Origin of the sequence: Streptomyces sp. NBC_00459 (genome assembly GCF_036013955.1) — a bacterium.
Lineage (GTDB): Bacteria > Actinomycetota > Actinomycetes > Streptomycetales > Streptomycetaceae > Streptomyces.
Genome location: NZ_CP107903.1, coordinates 6311581 through 6331367, shown reverse-complemented (window position 1 = coordinate 6331367; position 19787 = coordinate 6311581). Strand labels below are relative to the sequence as shown.

Below are 19787 nucleotides of genomic sequence, written 5' to 3'. Positions count from 1 at the left end.
GGCAGTGCCGACGCCCGTTGCAGACAACCAGGCGGCCCGCTGGAGCGCGCAACAGACACGCTCCGGGCGGGCCGCCCGCCCCATTTCACCGATGCTGGCGGGGGCTCTAACGGCAGTAACAGTCCTGTCATTGGCAGCCGACAGCTATAACGCAGTCGACGGCCAACTCAGTGCGCGAACTACCGGCGGCCGCGTCGTGGTCGGCGAACCGAACAGTCACCCGTGGTCTGCATCCTTCGGGTCCTTCTTCCTGTGCAGTACCACCGGGCGCAAGATCATCCTGTCGCGCATCCGATACGAGACCCTGGTGGCACCCCTGAGTGTCTCCTTCCAACTACGCCGAGTCGGCTCGACCGCGCACAGCGTCTCATCAGCTGTCGGCGAGCCGCCTTCCTTCCGTAACCCCGACACCGGCGTCAACAGTCCGGTATGGGGGGACTACACCAGATTTCACGAAGGCGCCCAGATCGGCCAGACATGCAGCGAGTCCAAGGAAGGCAGTCAAGGATTTACTGAGCTCTTCTTCGTGATGAGAGTCGATGAGCGCGGCGGCGTCATCAGCCGCGCATGGGTTGACTACACCGTCGATGGCCTGGGGCAGCGCCAGTTCACGCTCCCGATCAATTGGGAAATGACCGCGTGCGGGAGCAGAGTCCGAGCCCTCGTCCCGGACAGTTATTGCTGGCCACGGTAGCGGCCCGCCACACCTTGCTGGATGGACAGCAATCCAGGGCCCTGGTGCTTCTTCCAGGCACCCGTCACCTGTGCGACCCCGGTAAGGGGGTTGGCTGGCGGCTCCGCGCACGTATTGCCGTGCCATGTGCACCGGGCTTCCCGAAAGGACACACTCTCGAGGTCGAGCCCTTCGGGAAAGTCAGGCCACTCATCGACGGACGTCATGAAGTTGAGGCATATCGCACGCGCTGCTGCGGTCCCACCCCGCATTCCCCGGCAGCGCAAGGGCCCTTGAAATCAGCGAATTCCAACGGCCCTTGCCCCGTTGTCCCGTTCCCTTCCTTACCAGTTGGCGCTCACCGCCTTACTTGGCGGGCTTGTAGAACGTGTACGTCGCGGAGTAGGGAACGCTCACCTGGTCGGCGCCGGTGCAGGCCGTGGCAGGGGCGACGCCGCCGCGGGTGTTAAGTCGCTGGATGTAGGAGACGCCGGCGAAGACGCCGGTGCCGCGCGTGGCGGTGGACTGCAGGAGCAGCTCCGGGATCGTGCCGGTCTTGGGGGAGTTGGCGATCGCGGCGGCGTTGACCGCGCTGCCGTCCACCGTCGAAACCCAGACGGGGCCGCGGGAGTGGAGAGCCACGGTGCGGTGGGAGCGGTCGTTCTTGGCCCAGAGGGTGGCGGCGGGCTCCAGCAGCTTCCAGGCGCCGTCGGTGCAGGTGTAGGTCTGGACGCCTTCGGCGGAGAAAACACCGGTCAGTCTGTTGCCGTCGGGAACCTTCAGCGCGGCGGGAGCGTCGACGCCGGGGCGGGCGGACTGCACGGGCGCGGCCTGGCCGACGGACGCGCTCAGGAGCGTGCCGGCGGATACGGCGACGAGAGCTGTGGTGGTGAGGATGAGACGCTTGGCGAGTTTCATCGGGCTTGTCTCCAGAACGTTTTCTGAACTATGAACTCGGAAATCTGAACCAGGTCGTGAGTGCGGCACGGATGTCACGCATGTCCCTGTGCCGGGACTCTGCGGTTCGCCGACCTCCGGGCACGGTAATCGTTCCTGCGCCCTCAACTCCGCGCCGTCGTGTGAGGATCAGCTACAAGAACATGAACAACTCGTGTGCATCGCAGCCTAGTTGAGCGTGATGATTGCGCGGGATCCCGGCGGCCGGGACTGCCCGGCGGAGATCATCACGTCTCACGAGAGGGAGTATCGCCGTACGGATTTCAGCTCGACGAGGGCCTGTGGGGCACGGGGGCGGGCACACCGACGCGTACTCGGGGCGTACTCGGGGTGTGCGAATGACCGTCAAGGCAACTGAGGCGACGGCCCGCAGCGGTGTGCGAACTCAGGCGGTCCTACTCCACCACGATGCCGAAGTCCTGCACCAGTTCCTCCAGGCCGCCCCTGTAGCCCTTGCCGCCGAGCACGAAGTCCCAGTCCCCGTTGGACCTTCGACGGAAGGAACCCAGTACCAGAGCAGTCTCACCAGGTCGACCGTCGGAGACCTCAAGACGTCCCAGTTCGGTCATCCCAGGATCGAGGAGGCGGATACACGCGTCCGAGAAACCGGAGAGGTCGGCGTCCGGATTCACCTCGGGGTCGATGGCGGCCACGAGCACGAACCGGTCGGCGGTCTCCGGCAGTCCGTCGAAGGTCACACAGATCGCGGCTTTGTCCGGGGCAGCGGCGGGAAGAGCTCGCACCGCGCCGTCCGGTGTCTGGTGGTTGTTGAAGAAGACGAAATGATCGTCGCTGAGTACCCGGTTGCCACGGCAGACGAGAGCGCATACATCCAGGGCGACACTTCCGGTCCAGGACATGCCGAGGATGTTGTAGTCGGCGGGCAACTGCGTGACAGGCCCTGCGGATGCCGGTCCCGTCGTGGTCGGGCGGCCGCCTCCATCGCCCAGTCGCCCACGCAGCCCATGACGGTGCAGTAGGTCGACGAGCTCAGCTCCTGAGATCAGTTCCAGGGGTTTGCCGTTGGCGAAGGTGTGCGAGCCGGGGCCGAAGCCCGAAGTCGTCACGAGGACGCCCTTGTTGGCGCCGGCGTCCTGCACAGTGCCGTAGAGGTCACGGACAGCGGTGGGTGGCACCGTGTTGCGGTAGCGCTTCACCTGCACGACGATCTTTCCGCCGCGAATCGGTGTCGGATCAAGCGCGTTGACATCCACACCGCCGTCGTTCGAGCGCTGCGTGGTCACCGCCTGCATCCCCATGGCCCGGAAGAGATCGGCGACGAGATCCTCGAACGCGATCGGATCCATGGCGAAGAGATCGGGTTCGTCATCGCCGCCGTGGGCGACAACGCGATTGCCGACATCCTGAGGCCGCCGACTTGGCCGTACGGGGGTGAGCTGGTCCGGCCGCGCCGAAAGCTGCCCTCGCAGTCCGTCGGTCAAGCAGCTGACCGCGTCCACCTGGGCCAGATGCAGGGCACGGAACGCCGACCCCGAGGCCATGGCTGTCACCAGGAAGATGTGGCCGCGTTGGCCGGTCGTCGGGTCGTGCTCGTCCACGAACCCGTTCAAGGACACCGACTCCAGCGCGCCCAGCTCGTCGGCGGCGAAAAGCTCGTGCAGGACGAGCAACACGCACTGCGCGAGAACCTCCCTGTACAGGGCACGGCGCTGGCTGACCGGGCGCGGGGATTCCTTGTCCTGGTCGAGGGAGGACACGTACCGCACGGACTTCGCTTCGGGGACCACCGCGTATCCGGGCAGCTCCCAGTCGAGAACCAGCTGTCGAGCTGCCGGGTCGTAAGCCGCCGAAACGTGGCGGGGGAAGTCCTCGGGCCAGGCGCCCGACGAATAGAGAGCGGCGGAGAAGTACTCGACCACCGAACCGGGGTCTCCACGTCTGGCGCCTTCCGTCACCTCGCGAATACCGGCATTGTGCCGACGGATCTCCGCCAGCTGATCACTCGCCCACTGCTGGTACTCCCTTTGGGATGCGGCGAGTTGCTGCTGCCGTTGAGTTTCTGCGGCCTGGGCGGCCTGCCAGTCACGCTCGAAGCGCGCCCGTGCTTCGGCCTGCGCCTGCGCGCGGCGGCTCGCCGTCCAGCCACCCTGCGCCTGGTACTGATCGGGGCTGGGCATGGGCAAGGCATAGGCCAACGACCCGGCGGAGAAGGGTTGGACCGTCTCGGCCCGCACAAGTGCCGCCGCGCTGAAGGCCGGTGCCCCACAGCCGACGGTGAGAAGACCTTGCAGTGCCGCGACCTGTGCGTCCAGTTCCTCCGTGCGACGCTGCGCGTCTGCCTGGCGGTACTCGCGATGACTTTGGGCGGCTCGCCTCTGGTAGGCCCGCGCCTGTTGTTCTTCCTGCCTCTGCCGTCTGGCTGCGGCATCCAGCTGGCGCTGCTGCTGCCGTTGCATCTCGGCCCAGACGCCGACAGAACCAGTAGAGCGACGACTCATGTGCTGCAGGCCCTCCCCAGGACGTTGGCAGCCGGGAAACACTTTGGTTGTCCCCACAACCAGTTGTAACCAGACGACTCTACCCAGCAATGACCGTCTCGCATATCCACTCGTCAAAGGCGAGACCTCGGCCTATACCTGCAGGTCAACGTGACTGGAGAGTAACCAGAACCCGCGCCAGGCCGCAGTGCCCGAACAGTCGTATTCCGCAGGGCGATGTCCTGTCCGGGGCGACAAGCGTGAACCCTGGCAGTTTCACCGCCGGCGGAATGCCGGGCAGCGGTGGCCCGGGTGGGCAGTCTCAAGAGCAACGACCACGACGTGCCGGAGGAACAGATGGCTCCCATGGCGGCATACGACGAGATCGCGGACTGGTACGAGACGGAGTTTCTCGCCAGAACTCCGGGAGACGGCCACCCTCTGAGCCTGGGCGCCCTCCTGCGTGACCTGCTCGGTGAAGGTGAGGGTGAGGGTTCAGACGGTGACACCTGCCTGGAGATCGGCTGCGGCACGGGCGTCCATGCGGCTCTGGTTCGCGAACTGGGCTGGACGCCGGTGGGAATCGACCTCTCCGAACGGATGCTGCGCCACGCCCGCGGACGGTTGCCGGTCGCCCAGGCCGATGCCGAGCGACTGCCCATGCGGGACGAGTCCGTTCCAGCCGTGATCGCGATGATGGTCCACACGGACATGCCGGGATATCCGGCGGTGTTGCGTGAGGCCACACGGGTCCTCCAGCCGGGCGGCACGTTCGTGCATATCGGCGTCCACCCCAGCTTCTGCGGCGGATTCGCCGACTTCAGCGACCGGGAAGCAGTGGTGATCCGCCCCGGCTACCTCGACAGCGGCTACTGGACGAAGGAGTCCTGGACGAACAAGGGGGTGCGCGACAAGGTGGGCGCCATGCACCGCCCGTTGCCCGAGCTGCTGCACGCGTTTCTTGACGCCGGTCTGCAGCTCGACCGGTTCGCCGAAGGCGGGGCACCGACGCCGCTCGTCCTGGCAGTCAGGGCAACCAAGCCTCAGCCAACGGGTACAGCGCCGGCCTGAGATCGACCCTCGATGACGTGACGGCAATGTGTACCAACTGCCCCAGGTCGATTGAGACGGCACAGCGGAAGGGACCACCCGAGCCCCCTCCTCGGAGTGACAGCAACGCGAAGCCCCCACGGACTCCCAGCCACCGCCGTACGCTCGAATCATGAGCGCCAACCTCGGCAAGCGGCTCCAGGAAGTGCGCAAGCGGCGCGGTATGACTCAGCGTCAGCTGGCGAGTGAGTCCGGTGTCTCCCTCTCCCTGATCCGGAAGCTGGAGCAGGGAGAGCGGGCCGACACCCGGCTGGAGACCGCGCGTCGGCTCGCGCGGACTCTGCGCGTCCCGACGACAAGCCTCATCACCGAGCACCGGGACGAGCCGGAGGAGACAGCGCCGGGGTCTGCTGAACGTTGGGAAGCTGTACGGCGTGCACTGGTTGCTCCAGTGCACGCCGATGGAATGGGCGACGAACCGACCGTGGCCGGCGTACGCGAGGCTCTGGAAGCCGCCCTGCCGCTCTTCTCCGGTGACCGGTTCGCCGAACTGAGCGTCATCCTCCCGCTGTTGCTTCGGGATGCCGATCTCGTTGCCGACAGCGGAAACGAGGGGCGCGCCATTCGTGTTCGGCTTGCCCAGTTGACGGGGTGGCTGCTCACCCAGACCAGGCAGTTCGAGGCGGCGGACATCGCCCTGGCACGGTCTCTGGACGATGCCTCCGACCGGCTTCAGGCGGCGGCGACCGTGAGCACGCAGTGCTGGTTGTTGCTGCGTCGCGGTCGACTTGCCGAGGCGCGGGAGTTGTCGACGCGATGGGCGGACGAGATCGAGCCGCGCATCTCGCGGGCGACTCCGGCTGAGCTGAGTGCGTGGGGCTGGCTGCTGCTGCGTTCCTCCGCCGCCGCGATCCGCGACAACCGGCCCGGCGAGGCCGAAGACTCCTTGCGGTACGCCAATTCGGCGGCGGTCGCGATGGGGCGCGAGTTCGCTCCTCGTGATGACTTCCTGCAGGCCTTCGGTCCGGTCACCGTGGCGCTGAAGCGTGCCGAGAACGCCATGGTCGTCGACAAGCCGGACCTGGTGCTCAAGCTCTCCGCGCGCATCCCCACCGGAGGCATGCGCCCCACCTCCAACAACCGGAACCGCCATCTTCTGGACGTGGCGGAGGCACACGCCCGCTCGCGCGACTACGCGCAGACCGTCGAAGTCCTGCAAGGCATCCGTGCGGACGCTCCTCAGTGGCTTCCCAACCAGCGGTACGCGAGGGACATCTTCGGTCGGGTGATCGCCCGTCGGCGCACGCTCACTCCCGAGATGCGGAGCCTCGCCGACGCGATCGGCGTAGCTCTGTAGCCAGCGCTGTAACACAGTGTGGCACTTCGCGTGGGGACCTGATCGAAGTGCCATTGATGCGCAATCGCACCATTACCTAGCGTTATCGGCATGACGACTCAGAGCAGGGTGGCAGCAGATGCGACTGCCCCCACGAATGCCTCGGCGGCGAGCACTACGGTCCGCTCGGTGCACGATCCGGCGAGCGGGCACTTTCGAGCACTGACGCTCTCGGCGGAGTCTCCGTACTGTGCCAAGGCCGCGCGCGACATGGTCGGCTCGTACCTCCGGATCTGGGGGCTGCCGCACGCAGTTGATGCCACGCGGCTCGTCGTGTCGGAGCTCGTCGGCAACGTCGTGCATCACGCGGTGCCCGATGATCGCCTCGCCCGTCCGGGCACCGGACGACGCATCGACGTATCGCTGATGACGTACCCCGAACTCCTGGTGATCGGAGTCTCCGACGAGGACTCGACTCCGCCCGAGCTCCCGCCGGGCGAGTTCATGTCGCTTGCGTCGGCGGACGACTTCACCGAAGCGCTCTTGCCCGACCGGGGACGCGGACTTCTGATCGCTCAGCGGCTGGCCGAGTCGGTGTGGTGGTCGCCGGGGATCGGAGGCGGCAAGACCGTTTGGTGCCGCTTCGACCTCGACGAGTTGAGGATCGAGTACTCGGTCTGACAGTCGTCGGCGCCTCCAGGGGAATCATCCGCCGACGCAAGAAGTTCACGAGGCATGGCTGTCATCCACAACACGACCATGACCCCGGGCAAGCTGGAGCTCCTCACGGCCTGGTTGCCCGCGCGTCCCTGGTATGTCGGCGCGGCGCGTGGGCCGGAGTTGGCCAAGGCCGGGGGCTTTCGGCTCGACGATCCGGAAGGGGAGGTGGGCATCGAGTTCATGGTGGTCACGGACACGTCCGGTGATGAGCCGGTCTCCTACCTCGTGCCGCTCAGCTACCGGGGCGCGCCGCTCGACGGAGCCGACGAGGCACTCGTGGGCACGTCCGAGCATGGCGTGCTGGGCAAGCGGTGGGTGTACGACGGGGCCCACGACCCGGTGCTCGTCGGCCAGTTGCTCGCGTTCCTCCAGGGCCGCGCCGAGGCACAGGCCCAGGGTGTGAGCGGCACTCCCGACCCCTCTGTCACCGGTTACTTCACGGGGGCCGGGGTCTCCGCCGAGGTCGCGTCCGTCGCCGTAACCGATGGGGAGTACGGAACCGTCGTCGTGGTGGAGACCGCGGCGGCGGGCGCCAGCGAGCCTGGGAGCGCCCTGACCCTTCAGGTGACGCGCGTCCTCCCGCACGAGCAGGCGGAGAAGCCACAACAGCAGGCTCCCGGAATCGACCCGACCGGGGCTCAGGGGCACGTCACCGCCGGTTGGCGTCTACCGGACGGCAGTGAGGTTCGCGCCCCGTTCGTGCTCGTCGGCGGCGCTGCGACCCGCTGAGTAAGCCGTAGCCGGGCCCGCAGCCGTGGCCGTGCCTGTAGCCGTACCGGCTTCGCCGCCTCCCGGCCCTATCGCTCGTCGCCGTAGTACGACGCGACAGCCGGCTGCCCGGTGTAGTTGGGGCCCGCCTCCGGGTCGGCCCCGAGGTAGGTGAAGGGGAGCCCGACCGACCTCCCGCCCCGCAGGCTCAGCCGATGATGCCGGGCCGAGTAGTCGAACCCGGCGGCGCGCAGTGCGGCGAGGACCGGGCGGGAGGCGTCGGTGCCGTCGGGGCGCCGAAGGGTCGCCGGGTCCAGGTGGGCGACCAGCAGGCCGGCGTCGGTGAGCCAGGAGGCCGCCCGTTCCAGGAGGGCGAGGCGGTCGCCGACGTAATGGAGGCCGTGGACGCAGGTGATGAGGTCGTACCGGCGCGCCGGGGTCCACCGGCCGAGGTCGGCGGTGACGAGTTCGAGGCCGTTGGGCGGTTTTGTCGGCCGCAGCGGGCCGACGAGGTCCACGCCGGTGATCACGGCCCGCGGGAGCTGCCGGGCGGCTGCGCGCAGGGCCAGCCCTTCTCCGCTGCACAGGTCGAGCCAGGAAGGTGCCGGGCCCAGACCGTCGAGGAACTCGGCCGGGTCGAAGCCGAGTTCGCGCGTGTAACTGTTGACGCCGGTCAGGACCCGTTCGCGGTTCATGGTGCTGTTGGCCACCACGGAGAGCCCGGTCAGTTCGCCGTCGCCGATCAGCCGAGGCAGCGGCTGGGCGGCCGTCGTCGGCGAAGTACCGTCGGTCATCGCCCCATTGTGCGTCACCGGCGGTCGAAGTCGCGGGGCGAGGACGGCGACGAACGCGATCGGATCACGGCCCGATCCGGCGCACCCGCACGTCACGAAAATCGACAGCGGACGCAAATCCTCCGTCCTACGATCGCTGACATGCTGCTTCGAAGAACGTTACGGATGATCATGGTCATCGCGGTGGCCCTCGCAGCGGCGGTGCAGGGTGGTGCCGCGAGCGCGACACCCGCCCGGGAGAACCAACCACCGTCGCCTGAACGGCAGTTGCTCTACTACAACCACGCCTACGGGGTGTTCGACCGGGAGACCGCCGACGCCGTCGAGCATTCCGCCTATCTGCGGAGGTTCGCCAACTTCCAGGTCCGCACGACGACCGGGGCCGGCGGCGAGACCTGGACCGGCCGGTATCTGATGGGCCGTGAGACCTACCTCGAACTGTTCGGCGTCGGCGACGTGCCGGGCCAGGACGGCACCCTCGGCTCCGCCGGGACGGGGCTGTCGACCGAACGGGCCGGCGATCGGGCCACCGTCATCGAGCGGTTGCGGGCGGAGGGGGTCAGTGACCCGATCCTTTTCCGGCAGACGCGGGACTTCGGCGACGGCGTCCCGGTGCCGTGGTTCGACGCGGTCCTCACCACCGTCCAGTACGACGCGTACGGCGCCTGGGCGATGGAGTACACGCCCGAGTACTTCGCCGACCCGCGCAGCAACACCGAGCCGGCCGCCTTCCCGGGTGACGTCGGGCGGGAGCGCTATCTGTCCGACCTCTACCGCGACCACCTGATGCGGGACATCACCTCGGTCCGACTCGCGGTCACCGCACGCGACCTCGCCGCCACGGTGCCGCTGCTGCGGGCCGGTGGCTTCGCCGTCCGGCCGGTGGCGAACGGCGGCATCGTCGCGAAGGGCGGCGGCACCACGATCCGCTACGACGTCGTCGCGCGCGAACACGCGGGGATGCGGCGGGTCGAGATGTCCCTCAACCGGCCCGTGAGCCACCGCCACGAGGAACAGCTCGGCCATTCGACCCTGGTCGTCGGCCCGGGCACCCGTGCCGTGTGGACGTTCGACGACACCAGTGGGACGTGACGGCCGAAGACCGCTCACACCGCGCCGCCGTTCGGATCGATCCTCGAAGCACGTCCCCCGGCGCGTTCCCGGCGTCGGGGGACGCGCTTCGCCTGCCCCTCCGCGTCACGACCCCGGGTCCGCCCCGCACAGAAAGCAAAGCTAAGGTAAGCCTTGCCTTAGCAATGCCGGAGTGGCTGGAAAGCAGAGCAGCGGAGTGAACCAGTGCGTACGTCGAAGTGGCAGTCCCTCGTGGTCGCGATCCTCGCCGGAGGGCTGCTGACCAGCTGCTCGTCGGCCTCCGACAACGATGCCAAGGCGACCGGCGCCGCAGCCCGCAACCCCGTCATCGGCGCCTCCGAGGGCTCCGCCGACGGGCCCTCCGCCGCCCCCTCCGCCCTCGCCTCCGGCATGGGCTCCGACGTCGACACGGACGGCACCTTCCCCCGTACCGTCACCCACTTCAAGGGCACGACCACCCTCAGGGCCGCGCCCACCCGGGTCGCCGTCCTCAGCACCGGGCAACTCGACGACCTGCTCTCCCTCGGGCTCGTCCCCACCGCCACCACCCGCGCCGACAACGCCGGGCTCGTCCCCGACTACCTCGCCGACGCCTTTCCGCAGGACAAGGCGGAGCTCGCCGCCATGACCGACGCGGGTACCCGCCAGGCGCCGAACCTCGAAACCCTTGCCGCCGCCAAGCCCGATCTCATCCTCGCCAACGACTCCCTCGGCGATCTCTACCCCAAGCTCTCGAAGATCGCCCCGACCGTCGTCACCGCCGGCAACGGCATCAACTGGAAGCGCGATCTGCTGCTCGTCGGGGACGCCGTGGGCAAGGGGGAGGAAGCCCAGAAGCTGGTCGACGACATCGCCGCCGAGGCCGCGGACGCCGGCAAGCAGGACAAGGCGCTCGGCTCCACCACCGTCTCCATGGTCCGCTTCACCCCCGACCGCACCCGGATGTTCGGTGTCTCCTCCTTCACCGGGTCCATCGCCGTCGACATGGGGCTCGGACGGCCCAAGTCCCAGCAGTTCAGGGCGATTTCGGAGGACATCGGCGCCGAGAGCATCGACACCGCCGACGCCGACTGGATCTTCTACTCCGTCCAGGGCGACGCGGGCAAGACCGATGCCTCTGGGGGAGTCGTCGCCGGGCCGCTCTGGAAGTCGATGAAGGCCGTCACGGCGGGGCACGCCGTCAAGGTCGACGACGATCCCTGGTACCTCAACGCCGGTCCGACCGCCGCCCGTCTCGTCGTACGGCAGCTCGCCGAGCACCTCGGCAAGTGACCGCACGTACAGCGCGTACAGCGCGTACAGCACGTACCACGCGCACAGCGGCCACCGCCGTACTCGCTCTCCTGGCCGTCGCCGGCGTTGCAGGCGTTGCCCTCCTCAGCCTCGCCGTCGGTACCCGGCCCGTGCCGCCGGGTGCCGTTCTCGACGCGCTGCTGCACGGCGGGAGCACCCCGGACGCGCTGGTCGTACGTTCGCTGCGGCTGCCCCGGACCGAGATCGGGCTCACCGCCGGGGCCGCCCTCGGGCTCGCCGGGGCCGCACTGCAGGCCGTCACCCGCAATCCGCTGGCCGACCCGGGCATCCTCGGGCTCAGCCAGGGCGCGGCGGCCGGTGTCGTCGTCGCCATCGCGCTCGGGCTCGCGAACGGCTTCGCCGGGTACGTCTGGTACGCCTTCGCCGGTGCCGTCGCCGCCGCCTGTCTCGTGTACGCCATCGCCACGCGCGGCCGTGGCGGCGCCTCCCCCGTGAAGCTCGCGCTGGCGGGTACCGCCCTGTCGGCGATGACCGCCGGGGCCACGACCGTCGTCCTCACCTCCTCCTCCGCCACGCTCGACCAGTTCCGCTTCTGGCAGGTGGGCGCGCTCAGCGGGCGGGACGCGGACACGGTCGGGCGGATGCTGCCGTTCCTCGTCGCCGGGGCGCTGCTCGTGCTGGGCTGCGCCCGCGGCCTCGACGCCCTCGCCCTCGGCGACGACACGGCCCGGGCGCTCGGGCACCGGGTGCATGTCGTACGGGGGTCGGCGGCGCTCGGCGCGACCCTGCTGACGGCCGCCGCGGTCGCCGCCGCCGGGCCGATCGCGTTCATCGGCCTCGCCGTGCCCCACCTGGCCCGACGCCTCGTCCCCGGCGGCCATCGCCACGTCCTTCCGCTCTCCGCCCTGCTCGGCGCCGCGCTCCTGCTGGCCGCCGACGTGGCCGGACGGGTCGTACGGGCCCCGGCCGAGGTCCCCGCCGGCGTCATGACGGCACTGGTGGGCGTGCCGGTGCTGGTGGTGCTCGTACGGCGGAAGAAGGTGGCGAGCACATGACCGGCACTCCGGTACGGCGGCCCGTCGCCCGGGACAGCTCCCTTCCTCGCGGGGTCGCCGTGCTGCGGCCCCGGCCCAACCTTTCCCTTCTCCTGCACCGGCGGTCCGCCGCCGTCGCCGTCGGGCTCCTCGCGCTGCTCGCCCTCGTGACGGGGGTGTCCGCGTGCGTCGGGCAGACGTTCGTCCCGCCCGGGGAGGTGTGGGCGACCGTGCGGAGCGGGGGCGGGGCGTACGACCTCGTCGTCAACGAGCTGCGGGTGCCGCGGATCGTGCTCGGGGCGCTCGTCGGGGCCGCCCTCGGGCTCGCCGGGGCGCTCGTGCAGAGCGTGACGCGCAATCCGCTGGCCAGCCCGGACGTCATCGGCGTCGGGCACGGCGCCGCCGCCGCGACCGTGCTGGCGCTCGCCACCGGGGTGGTCACCTCCCCCGGGGCCATGCCGGCCGTGTCCGTCGCGGGCGGACTCGGCGCCGCCGCGCTGGTGTACGTGCTCGCCTGGCGCCGGGGGATGCAGGCGAGCCGGTTCGTGCTCACGGGGGTGGGGATCGGCGTCGCGCTCTCCGCGGTGGTCCAGCTCTACCTCACCGACAGTGAGCTGGAGGCCGCCGAGCAGGTCAAGCTCTGGCTCACGGGGAGCCTCAACGGGCGGGGCTGGGAGCAGGCGGGGCCGCTGGGCGTCGTACTGCTGCTGTGTCTGCCGGCGCTGGTGTGGGCGAGCCGGGCGCTGCGACCGCTCGGGCTCGACGCAGACACCGCCGCCGCGCTCGGGATACAGGTGCAGCGGACACAGCTCGGGCTGACCGTCCTCGGGGTCGTCCTCGCCGCCACCGCGACCGGCGCGGCCGGACCGATCGGGTTCGTCGCGCTGACCGCGCCGCAACTGGCCCGGCGGCTCACCCGTACGCCTCAACTGCCGCTGCTGGGCTCGGCGTTGACGGGTGCGGTGGTGCTGGTGGGGGCCGATCTGGTGGCCCGTACGCTGCTGCCTCCGCTGGAGATTCCGGTGGGTGCGCTGACCTCGCTGGTCGGGGGGCCGTATCTGCTGTGGCTGCTGGGACGGCGGGACTCTCCCCGCTCCTGACCGCCGGCCCCTGACCGCTCCGGGCAGCGGTGAGGGCCCCGGCGTTCACCACCCGCCGGGGCCCTCACCGCGCATCACAGGGACGTCAGGACGTCAGCCGTCAGATCGTCGCCGCGTCGATCACGAAGCGGTACCGCACATCACTCGCCAGGACCCGCTCGTACGCCTCGTTGATCTCCGAGGCGCTGATCAGCTCGATCTCGGAGCCCAGGCCGTGCTCGGCGCAGAAGTCCAGCATCTCCTGGGTCTCCTGGATGCCGCCGATGCCGGAGCCGGCGAGGGTCTTGCGGCCGGCGATCACCGAGAACAGGTTCAGCGCGACGGGCTCCTCGGGGGCGCCGACGTTCACGAACGCGCCGTCCGTCTTGAGGAGGGACAGGTAGCTGTCCAGGTTCAGCGGGGCCGAGACCGTGGACAGGATGATGTCGAAGGTGCCGCGAAGCTCCTTGAAGGTGGCCTCGTCGCTGGTCGCGTAGTAGTGCGAGGCGCCCAGCTTCAGGCCGTCGTCCTTCTTGCGGAGGGACTGCGAGAGGACGGTGACCTCGGCGCCGAGCGCGTTCGCGATCTTGACGCCCATGTGGCCGAGGCCACCCATGCCGAGGATCGCGACCTTCTTGCCGGGGCCGGCGTTCCAGTGCTTCAGCGGGGAGTACGTGGTGATGCCGGCGCAGAGCAGCGGCGCGGCCACGTCGAGGGCCAGGCCGTCGGGGATGCGGACGGTGAAGTTCTCGTCCACGACGATCTTCTCGGAGTAGCCGCCGTAGGTCGGCTCACCGTTCTTGTCGAGGGCGTTGTAGGTGCCGACACCGCCCTTGAGGCAGTACTGCTCCAGGCCTGCCTCGCAGTTCTCGCACTCGCGGCAGGAGTCGACCAGACAGCCGACGCCCACGTGGTCGCCGACCGCGAACTTGGTGACACCGGAGCCGACCGCCTCGACGACACCGGCGATCTCGTGGCCGGGGACCATCGGGAAGATGGCCTCGCCCCAGCCCTCGCGGGCCTGGTGGATGTCGGAGTGGCAGATACCGGCGAACTTGACGTCGATCAGGACGTCGAACTCGCGGACCTCGCGGCGCTCGATGGTGGTGCGCTCCAGGGGAGCCTTGGCGGAGGGGGCGGCGTATGCAGCGACAGTGGTCATGCCGGGAGTTCTCCTAGGGGGATTCCGCGCCCGGCCGCCTTCTGACCGGGTGCGACGTTCAGTCTGCCCAAGGTTTCCGCATTCACCCAGTCCACGGTTCTGCGTACGTCCAGCGGTCCTACCACTGGCGGGGTCAGGCTTGTGTTCGTACGACCGGGAATAATAGACCGTATGGACGAACATCCCGACCGCGCCGATCACACCGATCGTACCGATTTCGCCGATCGCACCGATCGCGCGAATCCGGCGGACACCTCCGGGAACGGGCTGAACGCCGGTGGGGCTCTGGACCGGCGCGCCGAGCTCAGCGAGTTCCTGCGCACCCGGCGGGCCCGGCTCAAGCCGGAGGACGTCGGGCTGCCGGACTTCGGGCGGCACCGCCGGGTGCCGGGGCTGCGCCGTGAGGAGCTGGCCCAGCTGGCCGGGGTGTCCGTCGCCTACTACACACGGCTGGAACAGGGCAACGGGCGGAACGTCTCCGCGGAGGTCCTCGACGCCATCTCCCGCGCCCTGCGGCTGACGAGCGCCGAGCACGCCCACCTCACCCACCTCGCCAAGCCGAAGCAGCACAAGAAGAAGCCGTCGGTGCGGGCGCAGGTCGTGCGCGGGACGCTGCGGCAGCTGCTCGACACGATGGACGGCGTACCGGCGTACATCGCGGGCCGGCGTACGGACGTCCTGGCGTGGAACGCGATGGCCGCGTCCCTCTTCGGGGACTGGGCCGAGCTGCCGCCGCAGGACCGGAACTGGGCGCGGCTGGTGTTCCTGCGGCCCGAGTACCACGACCTGTTCCTGGACTGGGAGCAGAAGGCGATCGACATCGTCTGCCATCTGCGGATGGACGCCGGCTGCTATCCGGAGGACCCGAAGCTGTCCGCGCTGGTGGGCGAGCTGTCGGTGAAGAGCGAGGAGTTCCGGCGGCTGTGGGCGACCCACGACGTCAAGGAGAAGAACCACGGGGTGAAGCGGTTTCGGCATCCCCTGGTGGGTGAACTGACCCTGAACTTCGAGTCGTTCAGACTCCCGGACGACAGCGACCAGGCCCTGATCGTCTACCACGCCGAACCGGGATCTCCGTCGGCGGAGGGTCTGCGCCTGCTGGCGAGCTGGGGCCGGGACGCGACGAGGGCGGGCGCGGGCACGGGCACCTGAAGGGCCGAAACGCACGGACGGCCGGTCGGGGGGAATCCCCGACCGGCCGTCCGCCGACATCTACGCCGACACCTACGTCGACATCTGAGTCAACGCCTGCGTCAAAGGCGACTTGGGCGACCTACTTGCCGTAGTACGCGTTGTAGATCGAGATCGTCGACTTGTTGTTCTTCTTGTCGCTGATCTTCGCGTGGAAGGAGATCGCCGCCCCCTTCGCCGGGTTCACGACGGTGACCTTCCCGTTCTTCACCGTCAGCTTCTTCCAGGTCTTGCCGTAGTCGTACGACGCGTACACCGACAGCGACTTCAGGTTGCTGCCGCGCGCCGAGCCCTCGACGACGACCGGGAACGTGACCTTCGTACCGGCCGCGACCTTGTTGTCCAGGCCGACCGGCGCGTTGAAGCGGACCGAGGACGCCGGGAGCTGGGCCCCGTCCTCCCCCGGCTTCTTCGACCGGAACGTCCAGCTCGCGTCGATCCGCGTGGACGCCTGGGCGACCTTGACGCTGCGCTTGACCGACGTGGTCAGCTTGTACGCGGCGTCGCCCGCCGGAACCGTGAACGCCTCGCCGAACAGCGGGTCGGCGTTCGTGCCGATCTTCTGGCCGTTGCGGTAGAGGGTCGTCGTCACCGACGTGAAGTCGGACGAGCCGGGGTGGCCCGCACCGTCGGCGAACAGCGGCACCACACCGTAGAGGTAGTTGCCGTCACGGAAGATGCCGTAGTCCGGAAGCAGCCGGGGTCCGAAGACCGCGGTGTTGAAGGTGCGCGCGTACGTGCCGCCCGCCTTCAGCGTCTGCGCCATACCGAGCGTGTAGTAGGCCTCGGGGATCGGGAAGCCCTGTGCGTCCTTGCCCTTGAACTGGGCGAAGTCGAACAGCCACTGGACCTTGTCGCCCGTGGACATGTACGTCGTACGCGTGCCCGGCAGTGCCTGCTCGACCAGTGCGCCGAAGGCGAAGTCCTCGGGCAGGAAGGCGATCACGCCGAGGGCGCCGGTCTTGTCGGGCGCTCCGCCGCCGAGCCGGTTCGACACCGTGGCGAACTCGCTCGCCTTGAAGTGGCGGACCTTGTCGCCCTGGATCTTCTTGACCTTGGCGGTGGTGATCGCGTCGTACTCCGCGCCCGCGCCCTTGGTGAACTGGCCGAACCAGGTCTGCGAGAGGCCGGTGACCTCCGCGCCGAGGTGGGCCATCCGAATGTTCGCGAAGGAGTCGAGGCTCACGCCGATACTGATGCCCGGCACGGCGTACAGGTAGTTGACCGTGGCGGTCAGCGGCTTGGCGGCGGCGTCCGGCACCGTGATGTCCGGCGCCTTGGTGGTGCGGGCGTCGATCGTCACCGAGGTGTTCTTGGTGACCGCCAGCTTCGGCTGGACCACCCAGTCGAGGCCCTCACCGCCCAGGTCGGGCTTGGTGAAGTCCTTGGCGATCCACCCGTCCAGCAGGTACGTGCCCTTGGGCAGCCGCATGGTCGTGGTGCCGGTGGCGGACGTCGGGACCTGGTAACCGCGGTCGGCGCCCAGGCCCGCGTAGCCGAGGAGGATCGTGTTGTAGTCGCCCGTCGGCCGACCGGCCTTGTCGATGTGCTTGATCGTGACGTCGTACGACTCGGCCTCACGGTTGACCGCGGCCCCCGTACGGACGGTCTGGGCACCGGCCGTCGCCGTCACGTACGAGGAGTACGCGCCGTCGAGGGTGCCGCCCAGCTTGGTGTTGACGGTGTAGCCGACCGAGGCGCTGCCGTTCGCCGGGACCTTCAGGGTCGTCGCGGCCAGCTTGAAGAAGCCGGCCGGAGCGGCCTGGCCCTTCGGGTTGGTCGCGGTCGCCGTCAGCTTCAGCGTGACCTCGGCCGTGCCGAGGTTGCGGTACGTCAGCTGCTTGGTGACCGGGGTGTCGTCGGTGTGCGGCCACTGCTGCGTGCCGAAGCTCACCGACGCGGGGTCGGCGATCACGGTCTGCCTGATGGCCTTGTCGACCTGGATACGGCCCGAACCCTGCTGGAACGGCGTGTACTTGCCGCCCTTCGCGGACCCGGTGAGCGCGCCCTTGATCTCGGCGTACGTCCAGTCCGGGTGCTCCTGCTTGAGGATCGCCGCCGCGCCCGCCACATGCGGGGTCGCCATCGACGTACCCGAGAGGGTGAGGTAGCCGGCCGGCTTCTCGCCGACCTCCGTCTCGATGAGACTGCCCTTGGCGGAGGCGGCCGTGATGTCCACGCCGGGCGCGGTCACGTCCGGCTTGATGGCGCCGTCGCCGATGCGCGGGCCGGTGCTGGAGGTGTCGGCCAGCAGGTCCTTTTCGTCGACCGAGCCGACGGTGAGCGCCTTGTCGGCGCTGCCCGGCGAACTGATCGACTCCGGACCGGAGTTGCCCGCCGCGATCGCGAAGAGGATGCCCTTCTCGGCGGACAGCTTGTTGACCGTCGCCTCCAGCGGGTCCACCTCGGGGGTGTCCTGGCCGCCGAGGCTGAGGTTGACGACCTGGGCGCCCTGCTCGGCCGCCCACTCCATGCCGGCGATGATGCCGGAGTCGTCGCCGCCGCCGTTGTCGTCCAGGACCTTGCCGTTGAGGATCTTGGCGCCGGGCGCGACGCCCTTGTACTTGCCGCCCGACTTGGCCCCGGTGCCCGCCGCGATGGACGCGACGTGCGTGCCGTGACCGAACTTGTCGGTGGCGCTCGTGGCCGCGGAGAAGTTCTTGGCCGCGATCACCTGGTCCTTGAGGTCCGGGTGGGTCGCGTCGACGCCCGTGTCCAGGACGGCGATCTTGACGCCCTTGCCGTCGTAACCGGCCGCCCACGCCTTCGGCGCGCCGATCTGCGGCACGGACTTGTCGAGGCTGGCCCTACGGGTGCCGTCGAGCCAGACGTGCGCGATCCCGGCGGCGGTCCTGTCGCCGTTGGTCACCGCGTCCCAGAGTTCGGGAGTGTCCTTCTGCGGGGTCTGTACAGCGTCCGCGTTCAGGGACTTCAGCGTCTGACGGAGGGTGCCCGCGTCGCGGACATCGGCCTTGGTGGCGGTCGCCGCCCCCGTGTAGCCGACGATGACCTTCAGTCCCTTCTGCTGGGACCTGCGGGTCGCCGCCTTGTTCAACTCCGTTACGTCGAACAGTCGTTGGTCGAGTTTGCCGCTCGACACCAGCCGGGCCGCGTCGGCCGGGACGACGAACGTGTGCCCGTCGGACTTGCGGATCTGTACGGGTATCTTGTCGCGGCCCGCCGCCCGCTCCAGGCCGACGACGCGGCCCTTGGCGTCGACGGCGACACGGTCACCGGTGATCAGTGTGATGCGGTGCGTGGGCTTGAGCTTCTGGGCGGCGTCGGTCACACGCTGCTGCTCCGCCTGCACGTCGGCCTTCGCGGACGCCGGGCCGGTCATGCCCGCCGCGAGGGCAACCGCCGCCGCCGTGGCCACGGTTGCCGCCCATGCTCTTTTCACTTCTGTGCGCAAGTCTCCCCCTGGAGCTGGCTGAAGTGCCGGGCAGTTTCCCCGTTCACCCGGCCGAGGGGAGTCCCGTACGCATGCGCGCACACCCCCCGACCGTGAATTATGCCGAGGGGTGATCAGCCGCTCAATAGACTGGACGATTGCGCGCGTTGGCTGTTACGAGCCAGTTACGAAATCTTGCGGAACCCAAGGACCCTACGAACCGGCGTTCTCCTTGACGGTGATCTTCCCCTTGCGGATGATCGCCAGCCGCGGGGCTTTCTTCGCGATCGCCGAATCGTGCGTGACCATGATGAAAGTGAGCCCGAGTTCCTTCCACATGGTTTCGAGTACGTCCATGATCTCGTCGCGCATCGACTCGTCGAGGTTCCCGGTGGGCTCGTCGGCGAGCAGCACCTTCGGCTGCTTGACCAGCGCACGGGCGATGGCGACGCGCTGCTGCTGGCCGCCGGACATCTCCCCCGGCAGATGTCCGAGCCGCTCCCCGAGCCCCACCGACTTGAGCGCCTCGGCGGCCCGTTCACGCCGTTCTCGGCCCTTCACACCGAGTGGTACGAGAGCGGTCTCGACATTTTCCTGGGCCGACAAAGTCGGAATGAGATTGAAACTCTGGAAGACGAAGCCGATGTTCTCGCTGCGGACTTTGGTGAGCCTGGTCTCGGACAGTTTGGCGAGATCTGTGCCGTCGAGGTCGATACTGCCGCCGGTGGGACGGTCGAGACCGCCGAGCATTTGCAGCAGCGTGGACTTGCCGCCGCCGGTGGGGCCCTGGATGACCAGGCGGTCGCCGTCGGCGATGGTGAGGTCGATTCCGGCGAGGGCGTCGACGGTTTCCTTGCCTCGGGTGTAGCGCTTGGTTACGCCCTTGAGTTCGTACATGGGTGACTCCT

The 19787-nt window shown here is 69.0% G+C and carries 16 protein-coding genes; 10 read left to right on the top strand and 6 right to left on the bottom strand.

Features of this window, described 5'->3' with window-relative positions:
* Nucleotides 1-4: 4 nt before the first annotated feature.
* On the top strand, nucleotides 5-694 hold the full coding sequence (locus OHN74_RS28015; protein ID WP_327697346.1) for a hypothetical protein: 690 nt from the start codon (nucleotides 5-7) through the stop codon (nucleotides 692-694).
* A 345-nt stretch (nucleotides 695-1039) separates the two neighbouring features.
* Here the strand turns inward: OHN74_RS28015 and OHN74_RS28010 are convergent, their stop codons facing one another.
* Nucleotides 1040-1591 (bottom strand): DUF3455 domain-containing protein, encoded by a 552-nt coding sequence (locus OHN74_RS28010; RefSeq protein ID WP_327697345.1) that lies wholly within the window; start codon nucleotides 1589-1591, stop codon nucleotides 1040-1042.
* A 434-nt stretch (nucleotides 1592-2025) separates the two neighbouring features.
* Nucleotides 2026-4089: a restriction endonuclease gene (locus OHN74_RS28005; protein WP_327697344.1), complete on the bottom strand. Its 2064-nt coding sequence runs from the start codon at nucleotides 4087-4089 to the stop codon at nucleotides 2026-2028.
* 291 nt (nucleotides 4090-4380) lie between these two features.
* Between OHN74_RS28005 and OHN74_RS28000 the strand changes: the two genes are divergently transcribed.
* The 4 genes from OHN74_RS28000 to OHN74_RS27985 all read left to right on the top strand — a co-directional run bounded on the left by OHN74_RS28000 (nucleotide 4381) and on the right by OHN74_RS27985 (nucleotide 7903).
* Nucleotides 4381-5139 carry a class I SAM-dependent methyltransferase gene (locus tag OHN74_RS28000; RefSeq protein ID WP_327697343.1) on the top strand — a complete coding sequence of 253 codons (759 nt, stop codon included), beginning with the start codon at nucleotides 4381-4383 and terminating at the stop codon, nucleotides 5137-5139.
* A gap of 151 nt (nucleotides 5140-5290) precedes the next feature.
* A complete protein-coding gene (locus OHN74_RS27995) occupies nucleotides 5291-6475 on the top strand; it encodes a helix-turn-helix transcriptional regulator (RefSeq protein WP_327697342.1) in 1185 nt (394 codons plus the stop codon).
* Between the two features lie 168 nt (nucleotides 6476-6643).
* The gene (locus OHN74_RS27990; protein ID WP_327697341.1) at nucleotides 6644-7135 is read left to right on the top strand and encodes an ATP-binding protein; all 492 of its coding nucleotides are present in this window, start codon (nucleotides 6644-6646) and stop codon (nucleotides 7133-7135) included.
* Nucleotides 7136-7189: 54 nt separating this feature from the next.
* The gene (locus OHN74_RS27985) at nucleotides 7190-7903 is read left to right on the top strand and encodes a maltokinase N-terminal cap-like domain-containing protein (protein WP_327697340.1); all 714 of its coding nucleotides are present in this window, start codon (nucleotides 7190-7192) and stop codon (nucleotides 7901-7903) included.
* Between the two features lie 68 nt (nucleotides 7904-7971).
* Here the strand turns inward: OHN74_RS27985 and OHN74_RS27980 are convergent, their stop codons facing one another.
* Nucleotides 7972-8676 carry a class I SAM-dependent methyltransferase gene (locus tag OHN74_RS27980; protein WP_327697339.1) on the bottom strand — a complete coding sequence of 235 codons (705 nt, stop codon included), beginning with the start codon at nucleotides 8674-8676 and terminating at the stop codon, nucleotides 7972-7974.
* Nucleotides 8677-8841: 165 nt separating this feature from the next.
* Here OHN74_RS27980 and OHN74_RS27975 point away from each other — a divergent pair, with 165 nt between their 5' ends.
* The 4 genes from OHN74_RS27975 (at nucleotide 8842) to OHN74_RS27960 (ending at nucleotide 13156) form a co-directional block, all read left to right on the top strand.
* Entirely contained in the window at nucleotides 8842-9768 is a 927-nt protein-coding gene (locus OHN74_RS27975) for a DUF5829 family protein (protein WP_327700309.1), read from the top strand.
* A 204-nt stretch (nucleotides 9769-9972) separates the two neighbouring features.
* Nucleotides 9973-11040 (top strand): iron-siderophore ABC transporter substrate-binding protein, encoded by a 1068-nt coding sequence (locus OHN74_RS27970; protein WP_327697338.1) that lies wholly within the window; start codon nucleotides 9973-9975, stop codon nucleotides 11038-11040.
* A 71-nt stretch (nucleotides 11041-11111) separates the two neighbouring features.
* Nucleotides 11112-12077 carry a FecCD family ABC transporter permease gene (locus OHN74_RS27965; protein ID WP_327700308.1) on the top strand — a complete coding sequence of 322 codons (966 nt, stop codon included), beginning with the start codon at nucleotides 11112-11114 and terminating at the stop codon, nucleotides 12075-12077.
* Entirely contained in the window at nucleotides 12074-13156 is a 1083-nt protein-coding gene (locus tag OHN74_RS27960; protein WP_327697337.1) for a FecCD family ABC transporter permease, read from the top strand. The genes OHN74_RS27965 and OHN74_RS27960 overlap by 4 nt, the downstream gene beginning before the upstream one ends.
* 100 nt (nucleotides 13157-13256) lie before the next feature.
* On the opposite strand, the gene OHN74_RS27955 is transcribed toward OHN74_RS27960, so the two are convergent.
* The gene (locus OHN74_RS27955; protein WP_327697336.1) at nucleotides 13257-14297 is read right to left on the bottom strand and encodes an NAD(P)-dependent alcohol dehydrogenase; all 1041 of its coding nucleotides are present in this window, start codon (nucleotides 14295-14297) and stop codon (nucleotides 13257-13259) included.
* Nucleotides 14298-14468: 171 nt separating this feature from the next.
* On the opposite strand from OHN74_RS27955, the gene OHN74_RS27950 reads away from it, so the two are divergent.
* Nucleotides 14469-15449: a helix-turn-helix transcriptional regulator gene (locus OHN74_RS27950; RefSeq protein ID WP_327697335.1), complete on the top strand. Its 981-nt coding sequence runs from the start codon at nucleotides 14469-14471 to the stop codon at nucleotides 15447-15449.
* A gap of 121 nt (nucleotides 15450-15570) precedes the next feature.
* Here OHN74_RS27950 and OHN74_RS27945 read toward each other — a convergent pair whose 3' ends face one another.
* Nucleotides 15571-18888, bottom strand: coding sequence for a S8 family peptidase (locus tag OHN74_RS27945; protein ID WP_327697334.1), 3318 nt, complete (start codon nucleotides 18886-18888; stop codon nucleotides 15571-15573).
* 204 nt (nucleotides 18889-19092) lie between these two features.
* Nucleotides 19093-19776 (bottom strand): ABC transporter ATP-binding protein, encoded by a 684-nt coding sequence (locus OHN74_RS27940; protein WP_327697333.1) that lies wholly within the window; start codon nucleotides 19774-19776, stop codon nucleotides 19093-19095.
* Between the last annotated feature and the right edge of the window lie 11 nt (nucleotides 19777-19787).

Coding starts and splice junctions, on each gene's coding strand:
- OHN74_RS27985 (WP_327697340.1), top strand. CDS start 7,190: ATGGCTGTCATCCACAACACGACCATGACCCCGGGCAAGCTGGAGCTC.
- OHN74_RS27955 (WP_327697336.1), bottom strand. CDS start 14,297: ATGACCACTGTCGCTGCATACGCCGCCCCCTCCGCCAAGGCTCCCCTG.
- OHN74_RS28010 (WP_327697345.1), bottom strand. CDS start 1,591: ATGAAACTCGCCAAGCGTCTCATCCTCACCACCACAGCTCTCGTCGCC.
- OHN74_RS27940 (WP_327697333.1), bottom strand. CDS start 19,776: ATGTACGAACTCAAGGGCGTAACCAAGCGCTACACCCGAGGCAAGGAA.
- OHN74_RS28005 (WP_327697344.1), bottom strand. CDS start 4,089: ATGAGTCGTCGCTCTACTGGTTCTGTCGGCGTCTGGGCCGAGATGCAA.
- OHN74_RS27950 (WP_327697335.1), top strand. CDS start 14,469: ATGGACGAACATCCCGACCGCGCCGATCACACCGATCGTACCGATTTC.
- OHN74_RS27980 (WP_327697339.1), bottom strand. CDS start 8,676: ATGACCGACGGTACTTCGCCGACGACGGCCGCCCAGCCGCTGCCTCGG.
- OHN74_RS27975 (WP_327700309.1), top strand. CDS start 8,842: ATGATCATGGTCATCGCGGTGGCCCTCGCAGCGGCGGTGCAGGGTGGT.
- OHN74_RS27960 (WP_327697337.1), top strand. CDS start 12,074: ATGACCGGCACTCCGGTACGGCGGCCCGTCGCCCGGGACAGCTCCCTT.
- OHN74_RS27995 (WP_327697342.1), top strand. CDS start 5,291: ATGAGCGCCAACCTCGGCAAGCGGCTCCAGGAAGTGCGCAAGCGGCGC.